18 protein-coding genes are annotated in these 16,282 nt (G+C 56.8%); 13 read left to right on the top strand and 5 right to left on the bottom strand.

Annotated features, from left to right (window positions below; translation table 11 throughout):
- Positions 1–59 precede the first annotated feature (59 nt).
- Both ACFSR7_RS23920 and ACFSR7_RS23915 read right to left on the bottom strand, forming a co-directional pair.
- Entirely contained in the window at positions 60–281 is a 222-nt protein-coding gene (locus ACFSR7_RS23920) for a spore germination protein GerPB (RefSeq protein ID WP_378165909.1), read from the bottom strand.
- Entirely contained in the window at positions 281–520 is a 240-nt protein-coding gene (locus ACFSR7_RS23915; RefSeq protein WP_378165907.1) for a spore germination protein, read from the bottom strand. The genes ACFSR7_RS23920 and ACFSR7_RS23915 overlap by 1 nt, the downstream gene beginning before the upstream one ends.
- A gap of 165 nt (positions 521–685) precedes the next feature.
- On the opposite strand from ACFSR7_RS23915, the gene ACFSR7_RS23910 reads away from it, so the two are divergent.
- The 6 genes from ACFSR7_RS23910 to ACFSR7_RS23885 all read left to right on the top strand — a co-directional run bounded on the left by ACFSR7_RS23910 (position 686) and on the right by ACFSR7_RS23885 (position 7,663).
- Positions 686–1,165 (top strand): hypothetical protein, encoded by a 480-nt coding sequence (locus ACFSR7_RS23910; RefSeq protein ID WP_378165905.1) that lies wholly within the window; start codon positions 686–688, stop codon positions 1,163–1,165.
- Positions 1,166–1,271: 106 nt separating this feature from the next.
- On the top strand, positions 1,272–1,472 hold the full coding sequence (locus ACFSR7_RS23905; RefSeq protein WP_378119245.1) for a hypothetical protein: 201 nt from the start codon (positions 1,272–1,274) through the stop codon (positions 1,470–1,472).
- Positions 1,473–1,529: 57 nt separating this feature from the next.
- Complete coding sequence (gene yidD, locus ACFSR7_RS23900) at positions 1,530–1,778, top strand: membrane protein insertion efficiency factor YidD (protein ID WP_378166106.1); 249 nt, start codon at positions 1,530–1,532, stop codon at positions 1,776–1,778.
- Positions 1,779–2,159: 381 nt separating this feature from the next.
- A complete protein-coding gene (metG, locus tag ACFSR7_RS23895; RefSeq protein ID WP_378165903.1) occupies positions 2,160–4,181 on the top strand; it encodes a methionine--tRNA ligase in 2,022 nt (673 codons plus the stop codon).
- Positions 4,182–4,296: 115 nt separating this feature from the next.
- Positions 4,297–6,900 (top strand): CHASE3 domain-containing protein, encoded by a 2,604-nt coding sequence (locus ACFSR7_RS23890; RefSeq protein ID WP_378165901.1) that lies wholly within the window; start codon positions 4,297–4,299, stop codon positions 6,898–6,900.
- 52 nt (positions 6,901–6,952) lie between these two features.
- Complete coding sequence (locus ACFSR7_RS23885; RefSeq protein ID WP_378165899.1) at positions 6,953–7,663, top strand: cytochrome c biogenesis CcdA family protein; 711 nt, start codon at positions 6,953–6,955, stop codon at positions 7,661–7,663.
- A gap of 9 nt (positions 7,664–7,672) precedes the next feature.
- On the opposite strand, the gene splB is transcribed toward ACFSR7_RS23885, so the two are convergent.
- A complete protein-coding gene (splB, locus tag ACFSR7_RS23880) occupies positions 7,673–8,740 on the bottom strand; it encodes a spore photoproduct lyase (protein ID WP_378165897.1) in 1,068 nt (355 codons plus the stop codon).
- A gap of 166 nt (positions 8,741–8,906) precedes the next feature.
- On the opposite strand from splB, the gene mntR reads away from it, so the two are divergent.
- Complete coding sequence (gene mntR, locus ACFSR7_RS23875; protein ID WP_378119235.1) at positions 8,907–9,329, top strand: transcriptional regulator MntR; 423 nt, start codon at positions 8,907–8,909, stop codon at positions 9,327–9,329.
- A 133-nt stretch (positions 9,330–9,462) separates the two neighbouring features.
- Positions 9,463–10,533 carry a patatin-like phospholipase family protein gene (locus tag ACFSR7_RS23870; protein WP_378165895.1) on the top strand — a complete coding sequence of 357 codons (1,071 nt, stop codon included), beginning with the start codon at positions 9,463–9,465 and terminating at the stop codon, positions 10,531–10,533.
- 34 nt (positions 10,534–10,567) lie between these two features.
- On the opposite strand, the gene ACFSR7_RS23865 is transcribed toward ACFSR7_RS23870, so the two are convergent.
- Positions 10,568–10,894, bottom strand: coding sequence for a hypothetical protein (locus tag ACFSR7_RS23865; protein ID WP_378165893.1), 327 nt, complete (start codon positions 10,892–10,894; stop codon positions 10,568–10,570).
- Between the two features lie 26 nt (positions 10,895–10,920).
- The gene (locus ACFSR7_RS23860; RefSeq protein ID WP_378165891.1) at positions 10,921–11,880 is read right to left on the bottom strand and encodes a DUF1385 domain-containing protein; all 960 of its coding nucleotides are present in this window, start codon (positions 11,878–11,880) and stop codon (positions 10,921–10,923) included.
- A gap of 163 nt (positions 11,881–12,043) precedes the next feature.
- Between ACFSR7_RS23860 and ACFSR7_RS23855 the strand changes: the two genes are divergently transcribed.
- The 5 genes from ACFSR7_RS23855 (at position 12,044) to ACFSR7_RS23835 (ending at position 16,202) form a co-directional block, all read left to right on the top strand.
- Complete coding sequence (locus ACFSR7_RS23855) at positions 12,044–12,583, top strand: YqhR family membrane protein (protein WP_378165889.1); 540 nt, start codon at positions 12,044–12,046, stop codon at positions 12,581–12,583.
- Positions 12,584–12,682: 99 nt separating this feature from the next.
- Positions 12,683–13,132 (top strand): type II 3-dehydroquinate dehydratase, encoded by a 450-nt coding sequence (aroQ, locus tag ACFSR7_RS23850; RefSeq protein WP_378165887.1) that lies wholly within the window; start codon positions 12,683–12,685, stop codon positions 13,130–13,132.
- A 24-nt stretch (positions 13,133–13,156) separates the two neighbouring features.
- Positions 13,157–14,236, top strand: coding sequence for a M24 family metallopeptidase (locus ACFSR7_RS23845; RefSeq protein ID WP_378165885.1), 1,080 nt, complete (start codon positions 13,157–13,159; stop codon positions 14,234–14,236).
- A gap of 33 nt (positions 14,237–14,269) precedes the next feature.
- Positions 14,270–14,827 (top strand): elongation factor P, encoded by a 558-nt coding sequence (efp, locus tag ACFSR7_RS23840; RefSeq protein WP_378119222.1) that lies wholly within the window; start codon positions 14,270–14,272, stop codon positions 14,825–14,827.
- 121 nt (positions 14,828–14,948) lie between these two features.
- Positions 14,949–16,202 carry an aspartate kinase gene (locus tag ACFSR7_RS23835; RefSeq protein WP_378165883.1) on the top strand — a complete coding sequence of 418 codons (1,254 nt, stop codon included), beginning with the start codon at positions 14,949–14,951 and terminating at the stop codon, positions 16,200–16,202.
- The last annotated feature ends 80 nt before the right edge of the window (positions 16,203–16,282 follow it).

Below are 16,282 nucleotides of genomic sequence, written 5' to 3'. Positions count from 1 at the left end.
GATTCATTCCTCCTTTAGGAGAGCGGAAATGCGGATGCGGCAGCGTCGTCGACACGTCTTCAAGTGGGATTCGGCAGGGGGACGAGGGAAAGCGGCGAGACGGCTTCAGATACCTCGCTTTCTGTAAGCTCTTTGGCAGGCTCGGTGAAGCCTCCTGTATTGTTGAGTTGGGACAGCGATTGGATGCTTCCAGCGCTGCCGATCTGAAGGACCGACGAGTTGGATACGGCGTCCACGCGAAGCTGGCCGATATTGATGTGCTGATAGATCGTCCAGGACATTAGATGACCCCCGAGTTGCCGCCGACTTGCGTTTCCCCAGCATTATCTATGAGATCGGGATCGTTGGTATTCGTTGAACTGATCGAATTCGTACGGGGCAGATCGCCGGTAACGAAAGAGCCCGCGCCTGCGAACGTCTTGGTCGAACTGGTAGGCTTGATTTGGATACAGTCTCCGAACTGGACGACTCCGCTGGAGCCGACGCTCAATATTTTGACGGCGCCTACGATGCTGGGCATAGCGCAACGACTCCTTCAGCGATTTGTCATGCCGTATCCTATGAAGGCAGGAGCCCAGAGGTTCCGCTTTCCGCGCACTCCGTCGCCCATAGCGGCATAAGCTGTGGTGATCATCGCCGAAAAAAGAACGGCGCGGCCGTTTTTGCCTGGGAAAGGGGCTTAGGGATGTCATTTTTCGACGAAGGGCCGCTGCCCGATTGGAGCGAGATCCGCCGGTTGATCGGCAAGGACCTGCCGTGGGATTTGATCAAGCAATGGGAGCACAAGGACGATTCGTGGCTCGACGATTATATACGGAAGCTCGGATTCGGCAAGTCCGGGGAGAAGACGGCGGCTGACGCGGCTGAGCGGCCCGAAGCGGTCGTCACCGCCACCCCGCAAATGGAAGCGCGAAAAGAGCCGAAACGCGTCGTAGCCACCGTCAAGCCGCCGCCGGGCACGGACAGAAGTGCCGTACGCCTGCATGCGACGGCCGATCGGCTGCGCGTCTCGGGGCTGCCCGGAGATGCCTCCGCTTCGCTGAAGCTGCCTTGTCTGGTCGTGCCGAAGACGGGAAGAGTCGTATGGAAAAACGGAAAATGGATCGTCGTGTTCCGGCGCAAGCGGCCGCGGCAAGGAGAAGTCGAGCTTTTTATCGGCGAATAAGCGCGGCAAACGTGTTCAATCTCTCACGAATTCGCTATAATGCAAACAGCGGCACTCGCGCGCAGGCAGCGCGCCGGTGCGTCAAGAGGACAGGGAGGAAGCGCTGTTGGAACTGGTCGACGTATCTGAAGTTTCTGCGGGTCTGTTTATCGTAGGCGTTATTTTTATTTTGCTGGTCGGAGGACTGCTCAGTATGGGCATTCTCCGTTTTTTTCAACTGAAAAAGGGACAAGGCTGGAGTTACATGATCGGCTCTGCGGTTTCGCTCGTCGCGTTTATTCTGGTCGTGACGACCTGGTTCGATTAATTGCGACAGGCGGGCAGGCTCCGGCGCCGTGAGAGGGGGAGAAGGATGGAAAAAGGGATGACGGCCTTGCTGCGTTTACCGATCCTGTTCTACCGTCGTTTCATCTCGCCGCTCAAGCCGCCCACCTGCAGGTTCGCTCCGACTTGCTCGGCCTACGCGCTCGAGGCAATCGAGGTGCACGGGCCGCTCAAGGGCGCGGGCTTGGCCGCGGTGCGAATTTGCAAATGCCATCCTTTTCACCCCGGCGGCTTCGATCCGGTTCCTCCGCCTAAGGGGAAACGCGAGGAAGGACGTCCGTCCGCTTGACATCGGCCCCCGCGCTGCGTTATATTTTGGCCAATACAACCGTATATCGTTCCGATGAAGCGATGAGTACAAAGACGACGATCTATCTCAGAGAGCCGGGGGCGCTGCGAGCCGGCATAGATCGACTTTGGAAGATGGTCCTGGAGGAATCGTGCTCGAGCGCTGCCGCCGCAGGCCAGCGATGAGAGTACGACGCGCGTTCCGGCGTTAACGGAGCTGCCGGTCGAAGGCGACCGGTGCGAATGAGCCTTTGCGCGCGAGCGGCGAAGGGAATTTGGGTGGTACCACGTGAGCGCAGACTCTCGTCCCATAACGGACGGGAGTCTTTTTGCGTTTCCGGCCCGATGTCTGCGCCATATTGTCCAACAGGAGCTGAAGAAGATGACCGAAGCGGGCAAAACCTTTTATATCACGACGCCGATCTACTACCCGAGCGACAAGCTGCATATCGGGCATGCTTACACGACCGTCGCCGGCGACGCCATTTCCAGGTACAAGCGCCTTCGCGGCTATGAGGTGCGCTACTTGACGGGAACGGACGAGCATGGGCAAAAAATCGAGCGCAAGGCGCAAGATGCAGGCAAGACGCCGCAGCAGTTCGTCGACGACATCGTCGTCGGCATCAAGGATTTGTGGAAGAAGCTCGAGATTTCGAACGACGACTTCATCCGCACGACGGAACCCCGTCATACCCGGGTCGTGGAAGAGATTTTCGAGAAGCTGCTGGCCCAGGGCGACATCTATAAGGGCGAATACGAAGGCTGGTACAGCATCCCCGATGAGACTTTTTATACCGAGACGCAGCTAGTCGACGTCGTCAAGGACGAGCAGGGCAAGGTCGTCGGCGGCAAAAGCCCGGATAGCGGTCATCCGGTCGAGCTGGTCAAGGAAGAGTCTTACTTCTTCAAAATGAGCAATTACGTGGACCGGCTGCTTGCGCATTATGAGACGCATCCGGACTTCATCCAGCCCGAGTCGCGCAAGACCGAGATGATCAACAACTTCATCAAGCCCGGTCTCGAAGATCTCGCGGTTTCCCGGACGACGTACAACTGGGGCATACCGGTGCGCTCCGATCCGAAGCACGTTATCTACGTATGGATCGACGCGCTCTGCAACTACATCACGGCGCTCGGCTATGGTACGTCCGAGGATGCGCTCATGCGCAAGTTCTGGCCGGCGGACGTCCATCTGATGAGCAAGGAGATCGTCCGCTTCCATACGATTTACTGGCCGATCATGCTGATGGCGCTTGACCTGCCGCTTCCCAAAAAAGTGTTCGCGCACGGCTGGCTGCTCATGAAGGACGGCAAAATGTCCAAGTCCAAAGGCAACGTGGTGGATCCCGTCAAGCTGATCGACCGTTACGGGCTCGATCCGGTCCGTTATTATCTGCTGCGTGAAGTGCCGTTCGGTTCGGACGGCACGTTTACGCCGGAGAACTTCGCGGAGCGGCTGAACTACGACCTGGCCAACGATCTCGGCAATCTGCTGAGCCGTACTGTCGCGATGATCGGCAAATACTTCGACGGCGTCGTGCCGGAGGCTGCGGGCGCTACGCCGTTCGACGCGGATCTGGAGACGGTGGCGGCCGCAGCGGTGCGCAAGGCGGAGGAGTCGTTGGAGGCGATGGAATTTTCCGTCGCGCTGACGGCGATCTGGACGCTCGTCAGCCGGACGAACAAGTATATCGACGAGACGCAGCCTTGGGTGCTCGCCAAGGATGAAGCCGATCGCGACGCGCTGGGGTCTGTCATGGCGCATTTGGCCGAAAGCCTCAGAATCGTCTCGATTTTGCTGCAGCCGTTCATGACGCATGCGCCGACCCGAATTTGGGCGCAGCTTGGCATCGTCGACGGTCCGGCAACCGCTTGGGACAGCATCGGTGCATGGGGCAGCTACGCGGCCGGTGCCCGGGTCGAGAAAGGCGATGCGCTGTTCCCGCGGCTCGATCTCGAAAGCGAGGTTGCCTGGATCGTAGAGATGATGGGAGGCGGAGCCAAGACGGAAGCCGCGGCGGAGAAATCAACGCCAGCCGCGACGGAAGCCGCGCAGCAGAACGCTAAAGCGGACGCGAAGGATGAGATCGGCATCGACGACTTCGCCAAGATCGAGCTGCGCGTTGCGCAAGTCACGGCTTGCGAGCCGATTCCGAAGGCCGACAAGCTGCTGAAGCTCCAGCTCGATCTTGGCGGCGAATCGCGCCAGGTTGTTTCGGGCATTGCTCAGTATTACAAACCGGACGAACTCGTCGGCGCGAAGGTGATCTGCGTCGCCAATTTAAAGCCGGTCAAGCTGCGCGGCGAGTGGTCTCACGGGATGATTTTGGCGGCATCGGAGGGCGGCCAATTGAAGCTCGCTACGGTTCCGGATGACATGCCGAACGGCGCTTTGGTCAAATAATGTTCGGTTTTGAAGCCTGCGAAATCCACAATTTCGCAGGTTTTTATGTTCCATTGGCCTCTAAAGTCAGTTATGATAGTAACTATTACAGTACTGGAACGAGGAGGGCCAAGTCTTGCCTAGTCAAGCAAGTCGCAGGAAAAAAATCTCGATTCGCACGAAAATATTATCCGGCAACATTATCGTCATGATCTGCTTAGGCATCGCGATCGGCGCGCTGTCCATGCGTATCTCTTCGTTGCAGAGCGAGATCGAATTCATCAGTTCCCATGACATACAAGTGCATGAGACGGTTAACCAAATACAAAAAGACCTGCTGGATATGGAAACGGGCTTGCGCGGCTTCATCATCAGTGCCGACGAGACCTATCTGGAGCCGTATAATAGCGGGAAAGCCCGCTGGCAGACGGATATCAACAAGCTAAAGTCGCTGGTCATCGACAATCCCGCTCAGGTGAGGAATGCGGAAAGCATCGAGAAGGGGATGTCCGACTGGCTGACCAATGCCAGCGAGCTTGCGATCGGCTATAAGCGCAGTGGAGATACCGACAGCTTGACCCGCTTCTTCGCCGAAAAGACGGGTAAGGACCGCACGGACGCGCTCCGCGATCAGCTGCAGAGCTTCAAGGAGACCGAGTTCGGCTTGACCGACGCCCGCGCCGCTTCACTCAAGGATCGCAACGAGTCGCTGATCGGCTTGCTGTACTTGCTGTGGATCGTGGTAGCTGCGATATCGGTGTCCACGGCTTGGATTATCTCGAACACCGTCATCAAGACGATCAAGACGGTCAGTAAGACGATCCGGCAGATTGCCGTTCAGGGCGAGACCTTGAATCAAAGAATCGAAGTCAATACCCGGGACGAGATGATGGAACTGGGGGATTCGACCAACGCGCTCCTCGACATGCTCGAGCGCCAGAACCGGCGCAAGGATCAGGTTGCGCATATCGCCACGCTCCTCCAGGAACAGAACGACATCGATGCAGTCGGCAGGCAGTTCCTGAACCAGCTCGTCCAGGTGTTCAATTTACCTTTCGCCGTCGTGTACGTGCGCAGCCAATCCAATCAGCTGGTCAAGACGGCAGCCTTCGCCCAATCTTCCGACAACTTCGGGCGCAAGGAATTCCAGCTTGGCGAAGGACTCGTCGGCCAATGTGCGGCAGAGAACCGGACCATCGTCGTAAGAGATGTTCCGAGCGGCTACGCCGCGATTCAGTCCGGCATCGGCCAGGCTTCGCCGACGATTATCGCGCTAGTGCCGGTAACGTTCGAGCGTCACGTCGTCGGCGTCGTGGAGATCGGCTCGTTCACGGCGCTCGCCAGGGATGACATCGAGCTGCTCGAGCAGCTTGGCGGCATGTTGGGCGTGACGATCCAATCGGTCAAGAGCCGCATGGAGATGGAGCAGCTCTATACGGAGGCGCAAGCGGCGAATGAAGAGCTGCAGGTTCAATCCGAGGAGCTCAACGCCCAATCGCTCGAGCTGCTGACGATGAACGACGAGCTCAAGCGCAGCTCCAACTTCAAGAGCGAATTCCTTGCGAACATGTCGCATGAGCTGCGGACGCCGCTCAACAGCATGTTGATTCTCTCGCAGATGCTAGCCGAGAATAGGCACGGCCATTTGAGCGACGACGACATCAGCTACGTCAATACCATTTACAGCGCAGGCAACGATCTGCTCAATCTTATCAACGACATTCTCGATCTGTCGAAGGTCGAAGCCGGCAAGCTCGATATCGAGATGGGCAACATTATCCTGGAGGATCTGCAGCTTACCATCATGAGCAACTTCCAGGAAGTCGCCGCCAAGAAAAAACTGGACTTCGCGGTCCGGATCGCGCCGCAAACGCCGCCATGGCTGGAAACCGACGGATTCCGCCTGCAGCAAATTCTGAAGAATCTGCTGTCCAATGCCTTCAAGTTCACCGACGCGGGCAGGGTGGACCTGCTGATCGGCGTTCATGCGAACAATTCGTGGGGACAGCAGGAGATCGCCTTTACCGTTACGGATACGGGCAGGGGGATTGCGGGCGACAAGCTCGGACTGATCTTCGAAGCCTTTACCCAAGCCGACAGCGGAACAGCCCGCAAGTTCGGGGGGACCGGTCTTGGCCTCACGATCTCGTCGTCCCTCGCGAATATGCTCGGCGGTCGGATCGAGGTGCATAGCGAAGAAGGCGAAGGAAGCGAATTCACCCTATATTTGCCGGCGCAGCGTTCGATCGGCCAATTGGACGAGGCGATGGCGTCCAAGCAACTTGCGCCGTCTTCGACTTCGTTGGCCATTGCAGATCCGGTGTCTATCGCCGTATCCGAAATGCCGCTTAGCACTGCGGAATTAAAGGGGCGTCACGTCTTGCTGGTTGACGACGACGCTCGCAATTTGTACGCGTTGTCGCATGTGCTCGAGTCGCTTGAGATGACGTTTACGATTGCGCACGACGGTCTCGAATGTATGGACCGGCTGCGCGGCGGCGACACTTACGACTGTATACTGATGGATATCATGATGCCTGACATGGACGGGTTCCAGGCGATCCACGAGATCCGTCATACGCTGCAGCTAAGCACGCCGATCATTGCGGTGACGGCCAAAGCGATGAAGGAAGACCGGGACAAGTGCCTGGAGGCTGGAGCCAACGCTTATATCAGCAAGCCGGTTCAAGTTCAGCAACTGATCTCGATCATGGTCGCTCAGATGAAGGTAGAAGCTTAATGCGGTGGGGCCGGTTTTTCCGGCCCCACTTTCATATCGTAAGGAGGAGCATATGAGTCAGCTTAATTTGGGAATCGCTTTTGCGGGAGGACTCGCTTCCTTTATTTCTCCTTGCTGCCTGCCCTTATATCCGTCGTATCTTTCTTACATAACCGGCATCTCCGTGTCTCGTCTCAAGTCGGAATCGGGCAAAGAAATTCGAGCCAAGACGATGTCTCATACGTTTTTCTTTATATTGGGCTTCTCGGCCGTATTTTTTACGCTCAGTTATACAGCCAACACCTTTGCTTATACGTTCCGCGAATATCAGGATTTGATTCGCCAGATTTCGGCCATTCTTATCGTGCTCATGGGCTTGTTTTTGCTCGGCGTGTTCCAGCCGCAGCTGCTGCTTAAAGAACGCAAGATGAATGTGAGCTGGCGACCGGCCGGTTATCTGGGCTCGTTTATTTTCGGAATCGGCTTTTCCGCCGGATGGTCTCCTTGCGTGGGACCGATTTTAACGGCGATTTTGGCTTTGGCTGCCAGCGAGCCGGGCACCTGGGCAGGCATGACGGCCGCGTATTCGCTGGGCTTCGGCGTCCCGTTTTTCGTGCTCGCGTTTTTTATCGGATCGGCGAGATGGATCCTGAAGTATTCGGACAAGCTGATGAAAATTGGCGGCGCATTGATGATCCTCATGGGCATTCTGCTGTTCACCGACCGGATGACCGCCATTACCATCTGGCTGAACCGGATTACGCCGGATTGGCTGCTGTTTTAGCCGCTGCGTTCAAGTGAAGTATTCGATTTTTGCGCTCGGGAAAGCTTCAAATATGCGTTCCGTTATAAACATGCGCAGCGCATCGGCTTGCTCGTCGGGATAAACGTATTTATTTTGGCCCCAGCGGCCCCACTTCTTTTTTCGTTTGGCCTCGTCCATCTCGAGCTTGGTTTTCGGATAACGTTTCTCGATAATGGTTTTGGCCGTTTTGGTGAAGCGATGCTGAATCAGCTCGAAGGTCAAATCGCGTCCGGCCTCCGGCGGCAGCTCGGCTGCCAGGCGCTTTAACAGCTCGGCGTAGCCTTCTTCCCAGCCGTCGAACCAGATGATGGGTGCTATGATGAAGCCAAGCGGATACCCCGCTCTTGCGATTTTACCGGCCGCCTCGATACGTTCGGCGAATCGCGAAGTGGCGGGCTCGAAGCTGCGAATGACATAATCGGCGTTGACGCTGAAGCGTACGCGCGTATGGCCGCCGTGCTCAATGCCAAGCAATGAGTCGACATGATGGAATTTGGATACGAACCGCAATCTGCCAAGCGGCTGTTTCGCCATGAAGGCGATGGTTTCTGCCAGCGATCCCGTGATGTGTTCAAGTCCAAGCGGATCCGACGTACAGGCCGCCTCGAACCGGGTGATCTCCGGACTGCGTTCGTCGATGTAGTTTTTTGCAGCCGCAAGGATGTCGTCGATATTGACGTATACGCGTATATAGGGCTTCGCGCCGAGCGTCGTTTGCAGGTAGCAATAGTGGCAATGGCCCATGCACCCCGTAGCGAGCGGGATCGCATACTCGGCAGAGGGCTTGGACGTGTCGAATTTCAGTGTTTTGCGGAGACCGACGACGAGCGTTCTTTTCGCAATTTTGTACTGCTCCGTCTCCGTCTCTCCGGGCAGATTCGTAATCCGGTTGTGCGAAGAGGTCATCCGATGCGGAATGCCCTCGCGCAGCGCCCAATCGCGAATTCGAATGCCCATCGGGTAATTCAGCGCTTCCGGCTCGAAATAGACGAGCTCAGGTACGAACGGCTTGGTGAAAACAGCTTTGCGAGGTTTATCAGTAACGCCTACGCTCATTGTGCGCTCGCCCCCTTTGAATCCGTAGTATGCTTCGTCCATCGGCTGCGGACACCGGTTAACTTCTGGATAGGAATCGGGCGGGGATTCGGCTACGGCTTGCCCTTGTCGGTCGAGCGTTGTATGATACAAAGAGTTATTAACCGTCGGGAAAGGGGACAGTTCGGTGCCGACGCCAAGCATGGAAGATTATCTCGAACGCATCTACAGACTGATCGACGAGAAGGGATACGCGCGCGTATCCGACATCGCCGAAGGACTGGAAGTGCACCCCTCGTCCGTGACCAAGATGATTCAGAAGCTGGACAAGGATCAATATTTGATTTACGAGAAGTATCGGGGACTTATCCTCACGAGCAAAGGAAAAAAAATCGGAAAGCGGCTCGTCGATCGGCATCATCTGCTCGAATCGTTCTTGAGCGTGATCGGCGTGCAGCATGAAAATATTTACCGCGATGTAGAAGGAATAGAGCACCATTTGAGCTGGGACTCCATTACCTGCATCGAGACGCTGGTCGAATATTTTAACCGTGACGATGCGCGCAGGGCCGAGTTGATGCGCATCCGTACCGAATTGGATACCGAATGACGGAAGAGGACGCGGCGGCGTCCTCTTTTTTCTGGCATGAAGGAGAATAAGAAGGATATTCGGCATCGGTCTGCGCCGCCTTGCTCCTGCATAAGCTTGCTATAGCCGGCTTAGAGCGGACGGAGGTAGCCTGATGCATTTGAAAATGATCAATGCGGTTTTCGAAGGCGGCGGGGTCAAAGGAATCTCGCTTGCGGGCGCGGTAAGAGCGGCCGAGTTGAACGGCTACGGCTTTAATCAAGTGGCCGGCACCTCCGCCGGAAGCATCGTGGCTGCTCTGGTCGCGGCGGGTTACAATGCATCGGAAATGAAGATGATCATCGACGGTACGCCTTTTTCCGCTTTTTTAAAACGGGCGCCTATCTTTAACATCAAGCTCATCGGACCTGCCGCACGTCTACTCATGTTCAAGGGGCTATACAGCGGGGACGCGCTGGAGGCGTGGGCTGAAAAACTGCTCGCGGCTCGCGGGATCCGGACGTTCGGAGACTTGCCTCCGGGTCGCCTCCGCATCGTCGCATCGGACATTACGAACGGTAAAATTCTTGTTTTACCGGATGACATCGCCGATTATGGGATGGATCCCCGCGATCTGGGCGTGGCCCAGGCGATCCGAATGAGCGTAAGCATTCCTTACTTTTTTGATCCCGTCATCGTACGCAGCGCCTATGCTTACCGCCCGTTCAAGCGTGCAAAGCGTCACGGCAAACATTTGGTCGCGCACGGATCCTATATCGTAGACGGCGGACTGCTCAGCAATTTCCCGCTATGGTTGTTCGAGGAGCCGGAGGCGAAGGGGCCCCTGTTGCCCGTCGTCGGCTTTCAGATGGTCGGCAGGCCGAATCCGAAAGGCCACCGGATCAGCGGACCGTTCACGATGTTCTACGCCATGTTCGAAACGATGCTGAGCGCTCACGACGAGCGCTACATCGAGAAAAACAACCGCGTGCGTACGATCAAGATTCCGACGCTCGGCGTACGAACGACGGATTTTCACTTGTCGGAAGCGCAAAGCGAAAGCTTGTATCAATCCGGATTGGATGCTGGCAGCGAGTTTTTTGATTTGTTCGATTATCGGACGGGAAAGTGTCCGCCAGACCTGCCGAATATCCATCCCCAACCCCATACGCAGTCCGGAACAGGCGCTCCCAAGGTTCGAGTCGGATATGGCAAGCCGGCCGAGGGGTTAAATAAAAAGGATTGAGGCGGGTAGCCTCAATCCTTTTTTGCATCGCGCGTCAGTGATAAGTCGGCGGTTCATCGTCGCGGCCTTTGCTGCCTTCGATGACTCGGAAGGGGGAGGAGCTGCGCCGCGGTTTGGCGGCGGTTTCCTTGGTTTGCTGGCGCTTCTTGCTCTGCGCCGCCGCCCGTTGGTAATCGGAGCGGGCAGATCCGCCGCGGCTCCAGCGGCTCGGAGGGAATTTGTACAAGAGCCAAATAACCGCGATGAGGACAACGGGAACGATAAGCGTCTGTCCGCCGTTCAAGATGCTGGACGCGATTCCGATGGCGACCAGCACCAGGAACGCGACGAACCAGGTTGGCATTCGATTGCGTTTGCGCATTGGTGTCCCTCCCGTTGAAGTTAAATTTATACGGGCCGAATCTCGCGGTCGAGCTCTCGCATGCGATTGAACGAAGCGATGGATACGGCTACCTGATCGTCGTTCGGTTCCTTGGTCGTCAGCAGTTGAAGCCACAGGCCGGGGTATCCGAGCACGCGCAGTCCCGGAATATCGCGTGCCGCGTTCGTCCAGCGAAGCACCTCGTAGGAGATGCCGATCACGACGGGCAGCAGGGCGATCCGGATCCAGATGCGTTCCCAGATCGTGTCCCAGTGGAAAATCGGGAACGAATAAAGCACGACGCCGACAATGACCGTGAAAACAAGGAAGCTGCTTCCGCAGCGATAATGAAGGCGCGTAAATCGCTGGACGTTTTCGACCGTGAGATCGACGCCCGCTTCATAAGCGCTGATCACCTTGTGCTCCGCGCCGTGATACTGGAACAAGCGTTTGATCAGAGGCGTCTTGGAGATGAACCAAAGGTAAAAGAGCAATAGTGCGATCTTGATGACGCCTTCCAACAGGTTATGCAGGATCATGCTGCTAAATACGCGGGCGAACAGAAACTGTTCGAGCAGCGCAGGAACGGTCGTGAACACGAGCTTGCCGAAGACGAACGACAGCACGCCTACGACGGCCACGCCCAGCACCATGGACAGGCTCCATTTTTCTTTTTCCTTCGGCTTCTCGACCGCCTCCGGCTGCGTCTCGTCCTCCGCGTACGCTTCGGCCGAGAAGTTCAGGTGCTGAGAGCCTTTGGCCGAAGATTCGACGATGCCGACAATGCCCCGGATAAAAGGAATCCGCTTCAGCACCGCGAGCGCCCGGCTCTGCTGCTGCTTGCGGGGAACTTCAAAAAAAGCGATTTCTTGGTTCTTGCGCCGCACCGCGGTCACGTGGACGTTCCGTCCGGCGAACATGACGCCTTCAATCACGGCTTGTCCTCCATATATGGAGGTCGGTTGTTCTGCCAAACCATTCACCATCTCTCGCTGAATCTCTTGAAGCTTTAGGCTTCGAGTATGTTCCTATTTTACAGGATAAGGGCTTGCAATGCCACATGATCCGGCTCCACTCGACTAGCGCTTTGGCAGGAAGCCCATACTATGACGTACAAACGGAAGCTCCCGAAAGGACGGTACGGAAAACATGGAAAACGCAAAGAGCAAGAAGCAGGGAACGGGGCGTACGAAACGTCCCGCCGTCTATTGCCTGACGCTCGGATTATGTGCCGGGTTCATTTGGGGACTGCTGCGATGGCTTACCGTCGCGATGAATCTGACCAAGGTGCCGCAAGCTTTTTTGGTCGATCCGTTCATCAAGCGGGAGCGTCTGGACACAATTGCATGGCATTGCACCGGCCTGGTGCTGTTTGTTCTCATGTCCATCGTAGCCGCTTATTTGTACTGGTTGATTCTCGGCAAACTGAAGGGGCCGTGGCCGGGCCTGTTTTTCGGCGCCGCCTGGTGGGCGTTACTGTTTTTGTGGATCGGACCGATGACGGGCGCCGTGCCGACCTTCAAGGAAATCGGACTCGGCAGTGCATTTACAGAATGCGCCTTATATTTGCTGTGGGGTCTTTTCATCGGTTATTCGTTTGCGTTTGAATTCCACAACGAGTCCGCGCGCGAGCCGAAGAGCGCGGGCGGAGAGGAGGGTGGCCGTTCCGGCGATCCGCAGCCTGCCTGACCGGCTGTATCAATAGGACCGCGTGTAGCACCGCCTTGGGCCGTTATGATACAATGACTGATGAATTTATAACTGAAAATCAAGGAAGGAGTGCCGGTCTTGCCCAGTATCCTGGTTCTGAACGGACCGAATTTAAATATGCTCGGCGTCAGGGAGCCTGGCGTGTACGGCACCGCTACGCTCGCCGACATCGAGCGCAGCCTGAGAGAGACGGCCGATCGCGAAGCGGCTTCTCTTTCCTTTTATCAATCGAATCACGAGGGCGGATTGCTCGATGAGATGCATGCGGCCTTCGGACGGCACGACGGCATTTTGATCAATCCGGGCGCCTATACGCACACAAGCATCGCGCTTCGCGACGGGATCGCTTCCGTCGGACTTCCGACCGTCGAAGTTCACTTATCGAATATACATAAGCGCGAGTCTTTCAGGCATATATCGATGCTTGCGCCGGTATGCGTCGGCCAGATCGCGGGCTTCGGCGCTTATGGCTACGAGCTCGGCTTGCTGGCGCTTCTGCGCCATTTGCGTCAAGCGGCCCGGCCGTAAAGGTACAGGAAGGAGTTGCGATAAATGAGCGAAGCTAGAATCGCGAAGTTAAGAGGCGAGATGGTTCTTCTCGGCGGTGACGCCATGCTGGTGACAAGCGAGCACAACCGGCGTTACCTGACGGGATTCACCGGCACCGCGGGCGTCGTGCTGATTACGCCAGCCGATGCCGTGTTGTTCACGGATTTCCGCTATACGGAGCAAGCCAATGCCCAGGCCGAGGGCATCGAAGTCACGGAGCATCCGCCGACCGGTTATTACGAACGGGTCGCGGAGCGTCTGCGCAGCGCCGGCGCTAAGCGACTGTTGTTCGAGGACGGCACGGTCAGCTACGCGGCTTATGCATTGCTGAAGGAACGGCTGTCGCCGGTCGAGCTTGTGCCAGCAGGCAAGGCGCTTGAACGGCTTCGTGCCGTGAAGGAAGCTTCGGAGCTTGCGGTCATCCAGGAAGCCGCCGACGTTGCGGACCGGACCTTTTCGCATATTTTGAATTTCCTTAAGCCGGGCGCCAAGGAATCCGACATCGCCCTGGAGATGGAGTTCTATATGAGGAAGCTGGGCGCTACGGGGACGTCTTTCGATACGATCGTCGCTTCCGGCGAGCGCTCCGCGATGCCGCACGGCGTGGCGAGCGACCGGATCATCGGGATCGGCGAATTCGTCACGCTTGATTTTGGCGCATACTACAAGGGTTACTGCTCGGATCTGACCCGGACGGTCGTCGTGGGACCTGCGACGGATCGGCACAGGGAAATTTACGGCATCGTGCTCGAAGCCCAGCTGCACGCGCTCTCGCATCTGAAGCCGGGAATGACCGGACGGGAAGGCGACGCCTTGACGAGAGATATCATCACGCGGTATGGTTATGGAGATCAATACGGCCATAGCACCGGTCACGGGATCGGACTCGAGATTCACGAGGAGCCGCGGCTCAGCTATTCGGCGCCGGATACGATTTTACTCCCGGGTCATGTCGTCACGGTCGAACCGGGTATTTACGTTCCGGGCTTCGGCGGCGTACGGATCGAAGACGACGTCGTTCTGACGGATGACGGGATTAAAATACTTACGCGTTCCCCGAAGGAACTGATCGTTCTGGAATAGGGAGCCACGTTCCTACAGGAGGGAATTTTAGCAGTGATTTCCGTTAACGATTTTAAGACAGGCCTTACCATTGAAGTGGACAACGATCTGTGCACCGTCATCGACTTCCAGCACGTCAAGCCGGGCAAGGGCGCCGCGTTCGTCCGCTCCAAGCTGAAGAACCTGCGCAACGGCAACGTGATCGAGAAGACGTTCCGCGCCGGCGAGAACGTCGTCCGCGCCCATATCGAGAATCGCGCCGTGCAGTACCTGTACAACTCCGGCGCCGAGTACACGTTCATGGACAACGAGACTTATGACCAGTTCAACCTGGACAAGAAGCAGCTCGAGTGGGAAGTCAACTTCCTGAAGGAAAATATGACGGTCAACATCACCAGCTATCAAGGCGAGATTCTCGGCATCAACCTGCCGAACAACGTCGATCTGAAGGTGATCGAGACCGAGCCGGGCATCAAGGGCAATACGGCGACCGGCGCCACCAAGAATGCGAAGCTCGAGACGGGACACAACGTTCAAGTGCCGCTTTTCATTAACGAAGGCGACGTGCTGCTTATCAATACCACTGAAGGCAAGTACATCTCTCGCGCTTAAGCCTCGACTAAATCCTCCTCGTCCTTCCCGGACTGGAGGATTTTTTTTTCGTTTCTGGGCCGTCGGCCTTATGCTATAATATATTGCTGTATGCACAGTGTAGATGAGGAGTGGAACCGCTTTGTCCTTATTCGTGATGAAATTCGGCGGCAGTTCGGTCGGGACCACGGAGCGGATGCAGCGCGTGGCCCAGCGGATTATCGACAAAAAGCTGCAGGGTCATCGCGTCGTCGTCGTTGTGTCCGCTATGGGCGATACGACCGACGATCTGATCGACAAGTCCAAGGAATTAACCGACAATCCCCCAGCCAGGGAAATGGATATGCTGCTGACGACCGGCGAGCAGATCTCGGTCGCGCTGCTTGCGATGACGATTCATAAACTCGGCCATGAAGCCAAGTCGTTCACGGGCTGGCAAGCCGGCATCGTGACCGAGTCGGTGCACGGGAAGGCAAGAATTTCCGAGATTACGCCTACGCGTCTGAATGCTGCGCTGGACGCCGGCAACATCGCGATCGTCGCGGGCTTCCAGGGCATGACGGAAGACGGAGAGATTACGACGCTCGGTCGCGGCGGCTCCGATACGACGGCCGTCGCGCTCGCTGCAGCGATCAAAGCGGACGTATGCGAGATTTATACCGACGTGGACGGTATCTTTTCGACCGATCCCCGCGTCGTCAAAAACGCGCGCAAGCTTGACGTCATCTCGTACGACGAGATGCTGGAGCTTGCCCATCTGGGCGCGGCGGTGCTGCACCCTCGCGCGGTCGAATACGCGAAGCATTACAACGTTCATCTCGTAGTGCGCTCGAGCTTTAACCAGAATGAAGGAACGCTCGTGAGGGAGGAAGCGGCAATGGAACAAGGCGTCGTCGTAAGCGGCATCGCTTTTGATAAAAATGTAGCCCGTATCAGCATCGTAGGCGTGGCCGATATCCCGGGTGTGTTGGCGAAAATCTTCGGCGCGCTGGCGGACGAGTCGATCGACGTCGACATCATCGTGCAAAGCGGCATTTCGAACGGCAAAGCGGACTTTTCGTTCACGGTGTCGCTGGCGGACCGGGCGCGCGCGCTCGGCGTCATCGAACGCGTGCGCGAAGAGGTGCCGTACGACGAGGCGACCTACGAAGAGAACCTTGTTAAAGTATCCATCGTCGGCGCAGGCATGGTGTCGAACCCCGGCGTGGCCGCCAAGATGTTCGACGTGATTTCCAAGACGGGCGTCAGCATCAAGATGGTCAGCACGTCCGAGATCAAGTGCTCCTGCGTCATCGCGGCCGAGCCGCTGAACGAGGTCGTTCGCGCGCTTCACACCGCATACGGTCTCGACACGGCGGACGCTGCATTTGTCGGCGGACCTCAGGATCGTCGCTAATCCTGTCAAGGACATTTTAGCACTTTAAGTGTATATTGGATATTTCTAGCGCTTTTGCTAAGCTGGTACTAGCAAAGGTC

This window comes from Cohnella sp. GCM10020058, from assembly GCF_042683485.1.
Taxonomy (GTDB): Bacteria; Bacillota; Bacilli; order Paenibacillales; family Paenibacillaceae; genus Cohnella.
Note: the sequence above shows the minus strand (reverse complement) of the source record. Positions and strands in the feature narration are given on the sequence as shown.